This window comes from Olleya sp. AS48 (assembly GCF_038900355.1).
Taxonomy (GTDB): Bacteria; Bacteroidota; Bacteroidia; order Flavobacteriales; family Flavobacteriaceae; genus Olleya.
Window position 1 is genome coordinate 149,184 of sequence record NZ_JBBMRD010000002.1, and the last position, 17,415, is coordinate 166,598.

Below are 17,415 nucleotides of genomic sequence, written 5' to 3' on the forward strand. Positions count from 1 at the left end.
GTTATACTTAATATTTAATTTGTGCTCCAACCTCTTTTGAAGTATTCCAATTCACCTTAAAAGTCAGTGTTTTTGAAACTTCATTATAGTTAAATTCTATTTTTTTTCTATTGATTTTTATGCGTTTTGGTAACTTCGGAAAATTGTGAATTACAACATCTATGTTTTTAGTAGTTGTTTTGTAATTAGAACCTGTTTCTGCTTCAAACTCTAATTCTAAATTCTTAGTTGTTGTTTCTGCTTCAAATTCTAAGATTTCATAATTCTCATTTTCAAAAGCATTTTTGGTTTCTCCATCGTCATTATAAAGAGTTCGCTCGCTTTCAATAACTGATGCATCAAAATAATAATGTAAGTCGAAGGTGTTTCCGTTATATTCTGCAGTGCTTTGCATTGGTTTTGCAGTTGGAATAAATGCTCCACCGCGAACATACGTTGGAATGTGATTTTCTTCCGTTTTAACTAAAAGTGATTGTCCACCTTTCACTTTTTCATCTGTATAAAAATTAAACCAATTACTATTTTTAGGAAAGTAAACCTCAGCTTCTTTTTGTTCTGGATTTACAATTGGTGTCACTAAAAAGTCATTTCCCCAAAGGTATGTTGAAGCCATAGTTTGCAACTTCAAATTATCTTCTTCTTCAAAAAATAATGCTCGCATTAAAGGTGCACCTGTTTGGTTATTTTCGAAAACTAAATTGTAGTTATAAGGCAATAATTTATAACGTAATTCGATAGACGCTTTTGCTAAGGCTTTCGCTTTATCGCTTCTAAAAACAGGTTCTGCAGGCACTTCTTCTTGTGCATGTGGCCTGTAAATTGGCTGAAAAACGCCATATTGCAACCATCGTGCATACAACTCATCATCTAAATTATTACCAGCAAATCCACCTAAATCGCTATGCATATACGCCAAACCTTGTAATCCCATTTGTAGTGCAATTTCTGGCTGAGATTGTAATCCTCCCCAAGTTCTATTGACATCACCAGACCAAGGAATCATTCCAAATCGTTGTGAACCGGAACTACCTGCTCGCATTAATATAAATGGTCTTGTGTTTGGAAAATTTTGTGTATACATCTCTTGCACTAGTTCCGCCCAATGGTGACCATAAATATTATGTACCTCATCTGCTGTTCCTGTAGCATGAAGTAACCCTTTAGGATGTACTTCTGGCTCTCCTAAATCTCCCCAAACTCCTGAAACCCCTAAATCGGCTAAGTCTTTATAAATATTTTGAAACCATTGTTTTCCTTTTGAATTGAAAATATCTATCAATCCTGTGTTACCAAAATAGAAATCGTAAGTAAACGGATTTCCTATAGAATCTTTAGCTAAAACATCTGCTTTTACCGCCTCGTCCCAACGATTAGAAGTGGTTAATAAAAACGGTTCTGTGACTAAAACCGTTTTGACATTATTGTCTTTTAATCCTTTTAGCATTTGTTTTGGGTTTGGAAAAGAATCACGATCAAACGCTAGATTCCCCATAGTCCCTTGAATGGTTTTTCCGAACCAGAAAATGTCAATAATTATCGCATCTAGAGGAATATTCTCTTCTCTAAATTTTTCTACTGTAGCAGTTACTTCTTCTTGTGAATGGTATCCAAATCGGCTAGAAAAATTACCCAAAGCCCAACGTGGTGGCATAGGTTGTCTTCCTGTAAGTTTAGTATAGTTTTTAGTAAGATCTAACCAAGAATCACCAACTACTACTTGATAGGTTTTTCTACCAGAAATAGTTTCGTATGTTAGTGTGTTATCAGCTTTGCTATCTAAATCTAAAAAGCCAATAGGTGCATTATCAAAATGAATTAAATACTTGTTGGAAGACACTACCATTGGCATGGTGTAATTCATTAACTCACTGCGATCTTCATAACCATAATCTGCTTTATTGTATAACTCTAAACGGTTTCCTCTGCGATTCATACCTAGAGCTCTTGCGCCTCCACCATATAAAACTTCATCTGATTTTAAATTAAAATGAATGGTTTCAAATGCATCCGTTTTTTGATAGCCATTTTTTACAGAAGTGACTTCTTTATCATCTTTCCAATACGAAATATGAAAAGGCGTTTTTGTGATTTTTACTGTTAATTTTTCAGATTGAAAACTAATCTCTGAAGCTGTTTCATTAAATTTCACATCAGAATGTACTTTATCTAAAACAACTGCGTGTGACTTTTCATTAAAGACTTCTCCTGTTGGTAAGAATGTAGTTTCGATAATTTCAGGATGGTAAAAATGCATTTTATAATTTCCATCTGAAACCTGAATATGTAATTGATTGTCTTTAAATGTAACGGATTTAAATTCTCTTTTCTGAATAGCATCTGCAAACAACCACGTAATGGCTTCAGCAAAATTAGTACTCCAAAGTGCTTCGTTATGTTTACCTTCAGGAACGACTTTAGACTGTATGTTTTTTTTTGGAAAGCCATTATCTTTTAAAATAGAAATGATACTATTCATGTCTGTAACGGTTTTGCTAATCTCGTTATAACCTGCGTTTTCACCTTCTTTTCCTCCAGCTAAAAAGTACATTTTAGTATCCTTGATATTAGCATGAGATTTTGTAAAAGGATGCACTTCTGGAGCAAACCAAAATGCAGGAGAATACACACCAACTTTACCAAAAACTGTTGGATGTTTTAAAGCTGCATAATGCGAAATTAAACCTCCCATAGAACTACCAAAAATGGCTGTATTAGCTCTATCTTTTTTGGTATTAAAATTAGTATCTATGTAGGGTTTTAATGTATTGACAATAAAATCGATGTATGCGTCACCTTCACCACCACCATACTTATTGTGTACCCAAGGAGAATATTCATCTAAACGTTTAGACTCACCATTATCCACACCAACAACAATAAGTTTCAAGTTATCTTTAAATAGTTTGTCTAAGGTTTCGTCTACATTCCATTCGCCATAACCCGAAGTACTAGCATCAAAAATATTTTGACCATCATGCATATAAACCACAGGATAATCTTGCTTTGAAGTCTGATAATCTGGTGGTAAATACACCCAAACACGACGTTCTCTGTTAAGTTGTGGTATATGAAATGTTTCAGAAATAATGGATACGTTTTTTGAAGCAGTAGAAACTTCCTTTGTATCAAACAGGTGACTCCAACCTGCTATTTTTACTTGTATTGTATCGTTTGGTTTTTCAAATTTATGAATACGATTATCTATAGTTTCACCTGTATTGGTACTTTCTGAAGTCTCCCAATTCCCTAAGGTAAACTTGAATAAAATGCGTTGTTCTTTTTTAGGTAGTGTTATTTGATGTTTACCATTTACGAATTGTAATTGGTAGTCTTTGTGTCCTCCAGACCAACCTTCAAAATCTCCAGAAATAAATAGGGATGCGTCTTTTGGTGTGTCTTCTGGAAGTGCTTCTACTATTATGGTAACCTGAGCAAAGGTGAATTGAAATAGTAAAAAAGATAATATGTATATAATATTTTTCATTATGATGGAGACCTCTCGACTGCGCTCGAGGTGACATTTAATTTATAATTTAGTAGATAATAACACACTTCCCCTTTCATTTAAGATAATTTCATCTTCCCAAACAAAAGTTTCATTCGTTACTATGTTTTTTAATGTTTTTCCGTTTAAACCAACTTCCTCAAAACGTTTTAAATCTAAACTAATTGGTTCGTTATTTTTATTAATGATATGGACAACAGTTTCACCTTCAATAACTCTAAATAAAAAGTACGTTCCCATAAATGGAGCAAAATGGATGGTTTTTCCATTATGGATGGCATCACTAGACTTTCTGTAATTCAATACTTTTTTAAGGAATAGCTGCATGTCTTTTTGCGTATCTGATAAACCTTCACCTGAAAATGCATTTATAGCATCTCCTTGCCAACCACCAGGAAAATCGGTACGAATTAAACCATGATCGCCAGGTTTTTCAAAATCGTTCATTAAGATTTCTGTTCCGTAATACAATTGCGGAATTCTAGGTAAGGTTAATAGATAACTTAAGGCCATTTTGGTATTAGGCACATCTCCTTTTAATTGTGTGAAAATGCGACTCATATCATGATTGTCTGGAAACACCATAATATCTTTTGGAGAGGCATATGCAAAATCGTTTGCTAAACCTTCGTATATTTTTACCAATCCTGTGTCCCATTTTTCGGCTTCATTTAAAGCATCCACCGTATTTTTTTGCATGGCAAAATCCATGGTCGACCTTAAATTAGAATCATAACCATCTTTATTGTCATGTCCTTCTTGCCAATAGGCAATTAACAACGGATTGGTACTCCATTCTTCACCAACAATACTAAAGTTAGGATACTCATTCATGATGGCTCCTGCCCAATTAGACATAAATGTTTTATCAGGATACGGATAGGTATCTTGACGAATTCCGCTAAGGTTTAATGTTTCTACCCACCAGATACTATTCTGAATAATATAGTTTGACATAAACGGATTACGCTGATTTAAATCTGGCATTGTAGGTACAAACCAACCTTCTGCCATTTCTTTTTTATCGCGTTTAGAAGCATATAAATCTTGGTTGCTAGTACGTCTATGATTAGAATTATTTAATGGTTTGTTATTCTCAAAACTTTCTTGTTGGTTAACCCAATTTTTAAATGGTAAATCTTGCATCCACCAATGTTCGCTTCCGCAATGATTAGCTACTTGATCCATGATTATACCAATACCCTTTTCTTTGGCTTTTGTAGCTAATTCTTGGTATTCTTCTAAGCTTCCGTAACGTGGATCTACTTGGTAAAAATTGGTCATGGCGTAACCATGATACGACGACCTTGACATGTCATTAGTCAATAAAGGACACGACCAAATTTGAGTAAACCCCATAGCTTCTATATAATCTAAATGCCGAATAACGCCTCGTAAATCACCACCATGACGTGCATAATCGTCTTTTCTATCGATGGTTTTCTCCTTTAAACTTTCGTTTATATCATTAGAAATATCACCATTTGCAAAACGATCTGGAGTGATTAGATAAATAGCATCTGTACTATCAAAACCTTGGTAATCGGAAGCTTCTATTACACGTGCTTTTACTTCGTATGTATGAACAAGCTCTTTTTCTTCATTAAATTTAAAATGAATATTGAATTGTCCTGCTTTAGCACTTTCTGAAATATTTAGATCTAAAAACAGATAATTAGGACTATCTGCTTTATGCACTTTTTCAATAGAAACTCCTGCATAATTTATACTAGGTGTTGCTTCCGAAATGTTAGGATGCTTCACCAATAATTGCACTTGTGTATTATTAAAACCTGTCCACCAATGTGGTGGTTCGATACGCTCGATATCGTTTTTAACTTCGGTTACAACTTCAGGAGTTGTTGTTTTTTCAATTTCCTTCTGACAAGAAAAACTAACACTAATTAAAATTACTAATGCTAGTGGAAATAATTTTTTCATCCTAATTAGTGTGTTTAGTTTTAAATTTTCACCAAGTTATTTGGCGATACTGTTACCAAATTATCATTTACTTGAATGTTTAGGTCTGTATTTCCTTCTAACTGGAAAGTCGTTTCCGTTTGCGACACATTCACTTTTAAAATTTGATCTCTAAAGTTTACTTTAAACGAATAGGCATCCCATTCTTTAGGAATACGAGGTTCAAAATTCAGCATATCGTTTTTAACACGCATACCACCAAAACCTTCCACAATACTCATCCAGGTTCCAGCCATACTGGTAATATGTAAACCTTCTTCTACCTCTTTATTATAATCGTCTAAATCTAAACGAGACGTACGTAAATAGAACGTATACGCTTGTTCCATTTGGTCTAACTTAGCAGCTTGAATACTGTGTACACAAGGCGACAATGAGCTTTCATGCACTGTAAATGGTTCGTAAAAATCGAAATGACGTTTTAATTCTTCAGTAGAAAATTGATCTTCAAAGAAGTAAAAACCTTGTAACGTATCTGCTTGTTTTATGTAAGGCGAACGTAAAATACGATCCCAACTCCACTTTTGATTTATAGGTCTATCAACCTTAGGTAAATCTGCTACTGTAATTAATTCTTTATCTAAAAAGCCATCTTGTTGTAAGTATACTTGGTGTTTTTCCGAATATGGAAAAAACATATTATCTGCTACTTTTTGCCAAGCATGTAACTCTTCGTGGGTGATTTTTGTTTTGCCTACAATACGCAAGTAATCGTCGTGATGCCCTTCTTTAACTTTCTCTATATTTTCTAACGCATAATCAATACACCACTTTGCTAAATAGTTGGTATAAAAGTTATTATTGATGTTATTTTCATATTCGTTTGGACCAGTAACACCTAAAATAACATACTTGTTTTTATCTGTAGAAAAAGTAGCTCGTTGCTGCCAGAATCTAGCAATACCAATAAGAACTTCTAATCCCATTTCTGGAATATAGCTGTAATCTCCTGTATAACGATAGTAGTTAAAAATAGCAAATGCGATAGCTCCATTTCTGTGAATTTCCTCAAAGGTAATTTCCCATTCGTTATGGCATTCTTCGCCATTCATGGTTACCATTGGATATAATGCTGCTCCGTTATTAAACCCTAATTTTTCAGCATTTTCAATCGCTTTTTCTAAATGATTATATCGGTATTTAAGTAAACTTCGTGCTACTTTTTGATCTTTGGTAGCCATGTAAAACGGTATACAATATGCTTCTGTATCCCAATAGGTACTTCCACCATACTTTTCTCCTGTAAATCCTTTTGGACCAATATTTAATGTAGAATCTTTTCCTAAATAGGTTTGGTTTAATTGGAAAATATTAAAACGAATACCTTGTTGTGCTTTTACGTCACCATCGATTGTGATATCTGACATTTCCCAAATTTTTGACCAAGCCTCTTTTTGGTTCTTTAAAAGTGCTTGAAACCCTAAATTTGAAGCAGTATCTAAAGCTTTTTTTGCTGCAGAAACTAACTGATTTTTATCGTGGTTTCTATCTACAGTATAACCACCAAACTTTTGAATGCTTGCAGTTTCACCTGTATTTACGGAAACTGTATATGTAAATGAAATAGCGTTTGCTTGTTTATTTACTTCTGGTGTTTGTTCTTGTTTTGTATTATTTACAGAAACCGAAGCCTGCATAAATGTGCAAGTATGAAAACCAGTTTTCATGGTTTTTGCTTCAATAAACGCTTGTTCGTTTTCTGTAGTTACATTTAAAGTATCCCAAAATTGGTCGTCCCAATTGGTATCTTCATTGGTAATACCAGAATCTAAATACGGTTGAAACTTGATTGTTGCTTCTCCGTTTATAGGTGTTACTTGGTAATTAATTGCACCAACTTCATCTAAATCTAAGCTTAAAAAACGAAGTACTTTCACTTCAATTTCTAATTTGTTTTGAAGCGTTGCAGTAAACGATCTAGACAACCAACCTTCTTTCATGTTAAGTTCTCGTCTAAAATTAGAAATCGAAACACACGTGTTTAAATCTAGTTGTTCACCATTAATTTCTACATTAATACCTATCCAATTTGGTGCATTTAATACTTTAGCAAAATACTCTGGATAACCATTTTTCCACCAACCTACTCTTGTTTTGTCAGGATAATAAACGCCTGCAATGTAACTTCCTTGAAAAGTTGGACCTGTATATTGCTCTTCAAAATTAGCACGCTGACCCATTGCACCATTACCGATGCTGAATAAACTTTCTGAAGACTTAACGCGATCTGCATCAAAACCTTCTTCAATTATGGACCAATTGTCTGGTTGTATATAATCTTGATTCATTTTATATATTTATTTATCATTGCGACACATAAAATGAAGTGATACTCTTTTATGAGATTCCTTCACTATGTTCGGAATGACGTTATTTTATCTATTTATTAATTCTTCTATGAAGCTGTTTTCAATTTCAGTAAAATCTGAAAAGATGTAATCAGCTTCATGTAATACTTCTTTTTCGCCTATACCAATAGATATCATATTTGCAGTATTTGCAGCTTGAACACCAGCTACAGAATCTTCAAAAACAATACAATCTTCTGGTTTCATGTTTAAATGCTTTGCTGCTATTAAAAACACTTCTGGATCTGGTTTTGCTTTACTAACATCGTTACCATCCACAATAGAATCAAATTTTGACAGTAAATTGACTTTCTCTAAAATTGGTCGTGCATTTTTACTTGCAGACCCTAAAGAAATTGGCTGTTGTTTTTCGATTAAATAATCTAATATTTTTGGTACATCTGGTAAAATTTCTTCATCTGTCATTTTTGCAATGAAGCTTAAATACTCTTCATTTTTTTTCCCCATTAAAGATGTAAATAGTTCTTCTGAAATGGTTTTATTTCCCCATTCCAGTATTTTTTCTAATGATTTTACACGACTTACACCTTTAAGTTGTTCGTTTTGCTCGTGTGTAAAATCTATATCAATACTTTTTGCAAGGTTTTGCCAAGCCAAAAAGTGATATTTTGCAGTGTCTACAATGACACCGTCTAAATCGAATATGAATCCTTTTTTATTCATCTTTTAAATTTCTTCTGCTTGATATGAAATTGCGTTTTTATTAGTTATCAATAAGTTGCAAAGACCTGCAATTATTAAACTAATTCCTGCAACTGTCATAGCATTTATAGTTTCTTCTCCTAATAAACTTGATATAAAATTAATACCTCCAAGTGCTGCGATAATTTGTGGTATTACAATAAACATGTTGAATATTCCCATAATTACACCCATTTTTTTTGGATCTACAGAACTAGATAACATGGCATATGGCATTGACAAAATACTTCCCCAAGCAAAACCAATAAGTATAAAGCAGTACTTTAGGTGTTCTGGTGAAGCATAATTCATTAACAAAAATCCTACACCACCTAACATTAGTGATACCATATGCACTAGCTTACGGTTAATGCGCCTTTTGGCTGTATATAGTACTAATAATAGAGCAAAAGCCATAGAGGATAACCCATACACACCCATTGCTGAACCTACTAAATTTGATGATTTTTGAAACGCTGTATTTTGTGTATCAAATGCAGCTTTTTGCACAGTGTCTGCCATATCAAAAGCACTTTCTATTGGAGCTGGTGTATTAAACACGTGCTCTGTAAGTGCTGGATTGGCTAAACTCCACATAGTAAAAAAGGCAAACCAAGAAAAGAATTGGATGACTCCTAATTTTTTCATGGTTAATGGCATGTTACCAATATTATTTAAAATGTCTGGAATGAAGTTATTTTTCTTAGCTTTCTCGCGCTCAAACTCTTCCATGTCTTCTGGAGGATATTCTGTTGTAGTAAATACAGTATAAAGAATACTTAGTAAAAACACGAATGCACCAATTGCAAAAGCTATTTTAACTGAGTCCGTAATTACACCAGAGTCTGCAGAATCGCTAACTCCAAATTGCGACACCATCCAAGGTAAATTACTAGCAACCCAAGTACCAATACCTATAATTAAGGTTTGTACAACAAATCCATAAGACCTTTGAGAGTCAGGTAATTTATCTGCCACTAAAGCCCTAAAGGGTTCCATAGACACATTTATTGAAGCATCCAGAATCCATAAAAATCCTGCTGCTACCCAAAGAGCTGGAGAATAAGGCACAAAAAATAATGCTAACGAACTTAAGATAGCTCCAATTAAGAAAAACGGTCTACGTCTTCCCCATTTGACACTCCAAGTACGATCACTCATGTAACCAATTATTGGCTGAACCAATAAACCAGTTAAAGGTGCTGCAATCCATAATAATGGGATTTCGTCTTTACTTGCTCCTAATGTTTGAAATATTCGAGACATAAAGCCTCCTTGTAGTGCAAAACCAAATTGAATTCCTAAGAAACCGAAACTCATGTTCCAGATTTCCCAAAAGCCAAGGGTACGCTTTTTCATAAATAGTAAGTTTAAATTATTACTATTTTGACAAGCTTTTACTTATCAAAACTATATTACCTGAGAAGTAAAAATATATGTTTTGATTGCCGTAAAGATATAAAAGATTTTAAATGAGCAATGTTAAATTTTTATTTTGTGGATGCGCGTTCAATTAATTCGGTTTCAATAACTACGGTTTCGTAGATGTCTTCTTCGTCTTCTCTTTCTAAATTATTTATCAATAATTCGGCTGCTTTTTCGCCTATTTTCTTACCATGTTGACTGACTGTAGTTAATGCAGGAACAGCGTGTTTAGACAATACACCATCTGTAAAACCAACAATTTGCAAATCGTCTGGAATGGTTAAGCCTAACTTTCTAGCAACCTTCATTGTTGTAATAGCATACAGCTCGTTTACAGCAAAAACACCATCAATTTTTTTATTATTTTTAAATAAGTTTTCAATTTCAATTTCTAAAGAATCCAAATGATCTTCGGACAACAATTGATCATGAACCTTTAATATTAGACTAGCCTTTGGATCTATTTTATGATCTTCTAAAGCTTCTAAATAGCCTTGAGTCCTTAATTTACCTACACTTACATAATCTTTAGTGGTTACAATCGCTATGTTTTTACAACCACATGCAATTAATTTATTAACTGCTAATTTTGCTCCTTCAGTGTCATCAACTATTACCTTATCACATTTTATTTCGTTTACAACACGATCAAACATTACAATTGGCATGCCTTGACTGATAGTTTCAGTAAAATGATGATAATCTTGCTGTTGTAAGGTTTCTTTAGCAATAGACAATATAAAACCATCTATACTACCATTAGCAAGCATTTCCATGTTAATGACCTCTTTAGCAAAGGACTCGTTTGACAACCCTACAATAACATTATAACCTCTTTGATTTGCTACAGCTTCAATACCACTAATAACTTTTGAGAAAAAGTGATGCACAATTTCTGGAATAATAATTCCAATAGTTTTTGTCTTCCTATTTTTTAAACTAAGTGCAATGTTGTTTGGTCTGTAATTATAAAACTTAGCAAATGCCTGTACTTTTTGGCGTGTATCCTCACTAATCTCTATACTATTTCTAAGTGCTTTAGACACTGTTGATATTGACACATCTAATTCTCTTGCAATTTGCTTTAAGGTTATTTTTTTTTTCATAAGTATATTAAAAATAGAATGCTTGATTAAGATTTATCAAATATAAGGGGTTAAACTTATTGGATTAAGTCAAATATCCATTAAAAAATGACGATAATTCATTATTTAGTAGTCATTTATCTTAAATACTCAAAAAGTTGTCAACACGAAAACGTTTTCGTTGCTTGATATACAAGAGGTGACAAAATATTAACATAAAATTTACATAGATTTATCATCGAGAAGTAAAAATATACATTTAAAATTTAAACTAACTTAATATTATTGTATGAAAACAATTTTTAAAAGGCTTCTATTAGCTTTACTGTTTTTACCAACGATTATACTTGCACAAAGTACAGTTACTGGTACAGTTACAGAACAAGCTACAGCCTTACCAATACCTACGGTTAATGTTATAATTAAGGATACATCCAGAGGAACAGCTACGGATTTTGATGGTAATTATACATTAGAGGTTAATAATGGAGATGTATTAGTCTTTTCTTATATAGGCTATTTAACTCAAGAAATTACTTACAATGGACAATCTAATATTAATGTAGGTCTAGTAGAGGACGCTTCGCAATTAGACGAAGTCGTTATTATAGGATATGGTAGTGTTAAAAAAGAAGACCTAACAGGATCTGTAGATGTTGTTACGTCTGAAGATTTTAATAAAGGAGCCATAACGTCTACGGATCAACTGTTACGTGGTAAAGCAGCAGGTGTGAGAATTACAGATAGTGGTGGATCACCAGACTCTGCTCCAACTATTAGAATACGTGGTGGTGCCTCTTTATTTGCAGATAACAGTCCATTAATTGTAATTGATGGTGTTGCTCTTGGAGGTCAAAATCCAGCTGGAGTTTCAAACCCTTTATCATTAATTAACCCAAATGATGTAGAAAGTTTTTCTATATTAAAAGATGCCTCTGCAACTGCTATTTATGGTTCTAGAGCATCAAACGGAGTTATAATTATTACAACTAAAAAAGGAACTTCTGGCGAAGCAAAATATACATTTTCCACTAATGTATCAGTTGATAGTGCAGGTGAAGGTTTAGATATGATGAATAGCGAAGAATATGTTCGTTTTATTAAACAATATCATCCAACATACCAATCAGAATTAGGAGTACCAGTTGGAGAAGTTTCAACTACTGAACCTTCTAGCATTATCCAGGTTAACATTTATGATACCGATGGAAACATTACAGGAACGGAAAACAGAGCTGTTTATGACACTAATTGGAGAGATGCTATTTTAAGAACTGCTATTTCAACAAACACAAACTTTAGTGTTAGAGCTAACCTTGGAGGTGTATTACCTTTTAGAGCGTCTGTAGGTTATAGTGATTTAGAAGGTGTTGTAAGAACAGACGATTATAAACGTTATAGTGCTGCCTTTAAATTATCTCCAAAATTATTAAATGATAATTTAAAAATTGATGCCAATGCTAAATTAACTTTTGTAGATAAAAATGCTACAGATGCAGGTGGAGCATTAGGAGGAGCAATTGTGTTTGACCCAACAAAACCTGTGTATGATAATAATTCGATTTTTGGTGGTTATTATACCAACACAGCTTTGGATGGTACAAGATTATTAATTGATGGACAATCAAATCCATTAGCTCTTTTGGAGCAAAGAGAACGACCTGAAAGAGCTTACAGATTTTTAGGGAATGTAGAATTTGATTATACCATGCCTTTTTTACCAGAATTAAAAGCGGTTGTAAATGTTGGATTAGACGCATCACGTTCTAAAATAAAAGAGAGCTTTGAAAATAATGCAATTTCTGCTTTTGGTATTGATACAACTAACGGTAACGCTGTTGTCTTTAATCCAGGAACAAGCTACAGAGAAAGACAACACATAACAAATGCAACCTTCGATTCGTATTTACAATACGCTAAAGAAATCGAGGAAAGCTTTATAACAAGATATGATGTACAATTAGGTTATTCTTACCAAAACTTTAAAACAGATGGTAATAGTGATCGTTTTCGTAACAACGTGGACACTGGTTTTAGAGAAGTAGATTTTAATCCAGAAAATCCTAATAACAGATATTATAATGATCAAAATTTACAATCATTTTTTGGACGTTCTAACATTAACATACTAGACAAGTATTTAGTAACTGTATCTTTAAGAGCAGATGGTTCGTCATTTTTTGTAACCGATGATGTTTGGGCAGAAGAAGCTTGGGGATTTTTTCCAGCAGCAGCTTTAGCTTGGAAAATAAAACAAGAAAACTTTTTAAAGGATGTTAACTTTGTAAACGACCTAAAATTAAGATTAGGTTATGGTAAGACAGGACAACAAAACATTGCAGGAGCAGTTGGCACATACTATCCTACTAGTCCACTTTTTGCAGTAGGATCTCAAAACAGTCAATACCTTCCAGGTGCTAATTTATATTCGGCATTACCATTTCAAACAGGTTTAACTTGGGAAAAAACGTCTACTTACAACCTAGGTTTAGACTTCAACTTCTTTAAAAATAGCGTAATTAGTGGTTCTTTTGATATCTTTAAAAGAGAAACAACAGACTTATTAACAGATGCTTTAATTCCGCCAGGACAAGGATTAACAGATTCTTTTATTAAAAATGTAGGGTCGACAGAAAGTGAAGGTTTTGAACTTAACTTAAACTTAAACCCTATCCAAAATGAAGATTTCAACCTATCATTTAACGGAAACATTAGCTACGCTACAACGGAAGTAACTGATTTAGGAGGAATAAATACTTTAAGAATAGGTGGTGGTCTTTTAGGGACAGGTTCTAATTTGTTTTTTAATAAATTAGGCGAAGAGCCTGGTTTAGCAGGAGTTTTTAAACAAGTATACGATGCTTCTGGAAATCCAATTCCTGGTGCTTTTGTAGATTTAAATGGTGACAATCAAATAACTGAAGATGACAAATACTTTGAGGCTTTAGCACCTAATTGGACGTTTGGTTTTGGTTTAAATGTTAATTACAAAAACTGGGATTTATCAGCTAGTTTTAGAGGACAGTTAGATGGAAAACTTTATGACTTTAATGAATTAAGATATGGTCATACAGGTAGTGCAGAGCCAAACAACAACACAAGTATTACAAATGTTTTAAACTTTTATGATGGTGCAGCCAATCCTGTATTTGATGAAGTTATTGGTAATACACAGTTTTCAGATTACTTCCTACAAGATGCATCATTTTTAAGATGTCAAAACATTGTTGTAGGTTATAACTTTGATAGTAATTTTATTAAAAACACAAGTATGAGAATATATGGATCGGTTAACAATCCATTTATTATCACTAATTACGAAGGTCAAGATCCAGAAAATAATGGTGGTATTGATGGTGCTTTCTATCCAAGACCTACAACAATTAGTATGGGTGTGAATATTGATTTTTAAAAACTATGAACATGAAAAAAATAATATTAACAGTTTTAGGGCTAGCGTTATTTACAACACTATCGTCTTGTGTTGATGACCTTGACACAGCGCCTAAAGTAGAATTAACTTTGGAACAATTATTAGAAAATGATCCAAATGCTGTAGAAGGTATTTTATCTAGACTATATGCATCATTTGCATTGTCAGGTCCAAGTGGTCCTGGTAGTTCAGATATAAGTGATGATCCAGGAGAATCACCTTTTTTAAGAGGAATTGTAAATTTACAAGACTTTACTGCAGACGGAATGAAAAATCGTTGGGGAGATGATGGTTTAGACCAACTAACAACAACCTCAGAATGGACAAGTAATAATAAATTTTTTAGATATTTATACAACAGAGCTTATTACACAATCCCACAATGTAACAATTTACTTAACGTATTAAGTAGTGCTAGTACTGATGCTGGCGAGACTGTAGTCTCTGAGGTAAGATTTTTAAGAGCGCTAGCTTACTTTTATGTAATCGATGTTTTTGGAAAAGGTGTTTTAGCTACTGACGAAAACTTTGGCCAATCAGAGCTTTTACCTGAATCTACAAGAGAAGAATTATTTAACTATGTAGAGTCTGAACTTTTAGAAATCGAACCTTTAATAGGAACGTTTAACGGTTACGGAAGAGCGAACACGTATGTTGTAGACATGTTATTAGCAAAACTTTATATTAATGCTGAAGTTTATACAGGTACACCTCGATATGATCAAGCCTATACCTATGTAAATAAAGTAATTACTGAAGGTGGTTATGCCTTAACAGATAACTTTGTTGAAAATTTCTCAGGAGATAATGATATGTCTTCAGAAATTATCTACCCTTTAATTGCAGATCCAATTGTAAGTCAAAGTTTTGGAAACACAACTTATATTGTAAACGGAAACTTAAGTCCAGACACAATAACTATTTCAGAATTTGGAGCAACAGAAGGTTGGCAAGGACACAGAGCCACTAAAGCTTGGTATGGATTATTTGGAGATTTAGATACATCTACAGATGATAGAGCTGATTTATTTTGGACTGAAGGTCACAACTACGAAATGAATGACTACACTGTATGGACAGATGGTTACCCTTCAACAAAATTTAGAAACACAACATTTAATTCAGAATATACTCCTACTAGTTTTTCTGGAACAGATTTTCCTTTATACCGTTTAGCAGACGCTTACCTTATGTATGCAGAGTGTGCGCTTCGTGGTGCAGCTGGAGCAAGTATGACAGACGCACTAAATTATGTTAATTTAGTAAGAACTCGTTCAAATGCAACAGCTATTTCAATGGGAGATTTAAACTTAGATTTTATCATTGATGAAAGAGGTAGAGAATTAAACCTAGAAGGACACAGAAGAACAGATTTAATTCGTTTTGGAAAATTCACAGGTGGAAGCTACCTATGGCCTTGGAAAGGTGGAACTGTAAATGGATCTTCAATTCCTGACACATACAAAGTATTCCCAATACCGCAAACAGCTTTAGAAGCAAATCCAAATTTACAACAAAATACAGGTTACTAACTAAATAAAATAACAATGAAAAATTTTAAAATTTTATTACTTGTAGTTATCGCTTTGATAGGCTTTAACTCTTGTCAAGAAGACGATGATTTAGTTTTCACAGCAGCTCCAACAGGTGATTTCACCTTTTCAAATTCGTTTTTAGAGCAATATGTTTTAACATCGCAAGCGTCTGGTAACATCGCAGAAAGATTTACATGGGATGATGCCAACTTTAATGTAGCTACTAACACCAGTTACGAACTACAACGTTCATTAACTGGAGATTTCACAGATATGGTTGTAGTAGAAACAACAAGTGCTAATGAGCTAGCTGTGACTATTGGAGACATGCTATCTATTGCTGAAGAAGCAGGTTTAAATAATGATCCTGCAACACCAGAACTAAATGCTGGAAGCATAACTTTTAGATTAAGAGCTTATGTTGGTGATACTGGTAATGGGACAGAATTAATGTCTTTTCCACAAGTATTAAACGTTTATTTACCGCCTGTTACTAATGGTGGTGGTGGATCTGGAATAGAACCATCTATTTGGGGAGTTGTAGGATCTGCAGCTAACGATTGGGGAAATGCTGGTCCAGACTTACCATTTTACACGACTTCTGATCCTGACGTTTTAGTTGCTTATGTTAATTTAAAAGATGGAGAGATTAAAATTAGACAAAGTAATGATTGGTCACTACCTAATTATGGAGATGCAACTTTAGATGGTGTTTTAGACACAGACAACGATAATAACATTGCTGTTACAGCTGGAGATTACAAAATTGTATATAACACCTCTACCTTAGATTATACTATTGAAGCGTTTTCTTACGGAATTGTTGGTTCTGCTTACAATGATTGGGGAAATGCTGGACCTGATGCTAAATTCCATTACGACTACACTACAGATACATTTAAAGTAGGTGTAAGATTAATAGATGGTGAAATGAAAGTTAGATTTAACCAAGATTGGGGATTACCAAACTATGGTGATGCAACACTTGATGGTGTTTTAGATACTGATAGCGACAATAATATTGCTGTAACTGCTGGATTCTATTTAATGACTATAAATCTAAACGATTTTTCTTACACCTTAGTACCAACAGATTTATGGGGAGTTGTAGGTTCTGGTTATAATGATTGGGGTAATGCAGGTCCTGATGCTACTTTTACACCTTTAACAGACACACAATGGTTAGCAGAAAATGTGACATTAATTGATGGCGAAATTAAAATACGTTTAAGTGAAGATTGGTCTTTAATTAATTATGGAGATGCAACATCAGACGGTGTATTAGATACTGATAACGATAATAACATAGTTGTAACTGCTGGAGTTTATGATATCAAACTAGATTTTACAGATCCTGGTGCTCCAACATATGTATTTATAACTAAATAATAATTAATTTGAT

9 protein-coding genes are annotated in these 17,415 nt (G+C 33.5%); 3 read left to right on the forward strand and 6 right to left on the reverse strand.

The window, feature by feature from the left end; all coding sequences use genetic code 11:
• Positions 1-7: 7 nt before the first annotated feature.
• The 6 genes from WNY60_RS03780 to WNY60_RS03805 all read right to left on the reverse strand — a co-directional run bounded on the left by WNY60_RS03780 (position 8) and on the right by WNY60_RS03805 (position 11,066).
• Entirely contained in the window at positions 8-3,484 is a 3,477-nt protein-coding gene (locus WNY60_RS03780) for a TIM-barrel domain-containing protein (RefSeq protein WP_342861559.1), read from the reverse strand.
• 42 nt (positions 3,485-3,526) lie between these two features.
• A complete protein-coding gene (locus WNY60_RS03785) occupies positions 3,527-5,446 on the reverse strand; it encodes a glycoside hydrolase family 13 protein (protein ID WP_342861560.1) in 1,920 nt (639 codons plus the stop codon).
• A 20-nt stretch (positions 5,447-5,466) separates the two neighbouring features.
• Entirely contained in the window at positions 5,467-7,773 is a 2,307-nt protein-coding gene (locus tag WNY60_RS03790; RefSeq protein ID WP_342861561.1) for a glycoside hydrolase family 65 protein, read from the reverse strand.
• A gap of 87 nt (positions 7,774-7,860) precedes the next feature.
• Positions 7,861-8,517, reverse strand: coding sequence for a beta-phosphoglucomutase (pgmB, locus tag WNY60_RS03795; RefSeq protein WP_342861562.1), 657 nt, complete (start codon positions 8,515-8,517; stop codon positions 7,861-7,863).
• Between the two features lie 3 nt (positions 8,518-8,520).
• Positions 8,521-9,894, reverse strand: coding sequence for an MFS transporter (locus WNY60_RS03800; protein WP_292946822.1), 1,374 nt, complete (start codon positions 9,892-9,894; stop codon positions 8,521-8,523).
• A gap of 131 nt (positions 9,895-10,025) precedes the next feature.
• Positions 10,026-11,066, reverse strand: a complete 1,041-nt coding sequence (locus tag WNY60_RS03805; RefSeq protein WP_145006030.1) for a LacI family DNA-binding transcriptional regulator — start codon at positions 11,064-11,066, stop codon at positions 10,026-10,028.
• Positions 11,067-11,334: 268 nt separating this feature from the next.
• On the opposite strand from WNY60_RS03805, the gene WNY60_RS03810 reads away from it, so the two are divergent.
• Genes WNY60_RS03810 through WNY60_RS03820 form a run of 3 tightly spaced genes read left to right on the forward strand, consistent with a single transcriptional unit; the run spans position 11,335 to position 17,402 of the window.
• Positions 11,335-14,457 (forward strand): SusC/RagA family TonB-linked outer membrane protein, encoded by a 3,123-nt coding sequence (locus tag WNY60_RS03810; protein ID WP_342861563.1) that lies wholly within the window; start codon positions 11,335-11,337, stop codon positions 14,455-14,457.
• A gap of 11 nt (positions 14,458-14,468) precedes the next feature.
• Positions 14,469-16,010, forward strand: coding sequence for a RagB/SusD family nutrient uptake outer membrane protein (locus WNY60_RS03815; protein WP_342861564.1), 1,542 nt, complete (start codon positions 14,469-14,471; stop codon positions 16,008-16,010).
• A 15-nt stretch (positions 16,011-16,025) separates the two neighbouring features.
• Entirely contained in the window at positions 16,026-17,402 is a 1,377-nt protein-coding gene (locus WNY60_RS03820) for a SusE domain-containing protein (protein ID WP_339807979.1), read from the forward strand.
• Positions 17,403-17,415 lie beyond the last annotated feature (13 nt).

Coding starts and splice junctions, on each gene's coding strand:
- WNY60_RS03785 (WP_342861560.1), bottom strand. CDS start 5,446: ATGAAAAAATTATTTCCACTAGCATTAGTAATTTTAATTAGTGTTAGT.
- WNY60_RS03805 (WP_145006030.1), bottom strand. CDS start 11,066: ATGAAAAAAAAAATAACCTTAAAGCAAATTGCAAGAGAATTAGATGTG.
- pgmB (WP_342861562.1), bottom strand. CDS start 8,517: ATGAATAAAAAAGGATTCATATTCGATTTAGACGGTGTCATTGTAGAC.
- WNY60_RS03800 (WP_292946822.1), bottom strand. CDS start 9,894: ATGAAAAAGCGTACCCTTGGCTTTTGGGAAATCTGGAACATGAGTTTC.
- WNY60_RS03780 (WP_342861559.1), bottom strand. CDS start 3,484: ATGAAAAATATTATATACATATTATCTTTTTTACTATTTCAATTCACC.
- WNY60_RS03790 (WP_342861561.1), bottom strand. CDS start 7,773: ATGAATCAAGATTATATACAACCAGACAATTGGTCCATAATTGAAGAA.
- WNY60_RS03810 (WP_342861563.1), top strand. CDS start 11,335: ATGAAAACAATTTTTAAAAGGCTTCTATTAGCTTTACTGTTTTTACCA.
- WNY60_RS03820 (WP_339807979.1), top strand. CDS start 16,026: ATGAAAAATTTTAAAATTTTATTACTTGTAGTTATCGCTTTGATAGGC.
- WNY60_RS03815 (WP_342861564.1), top strand. CDS start 14,469: ATGAAAAAAATAATATTAACAGTTTTAGGGCTAGCGTTATTTACAACA.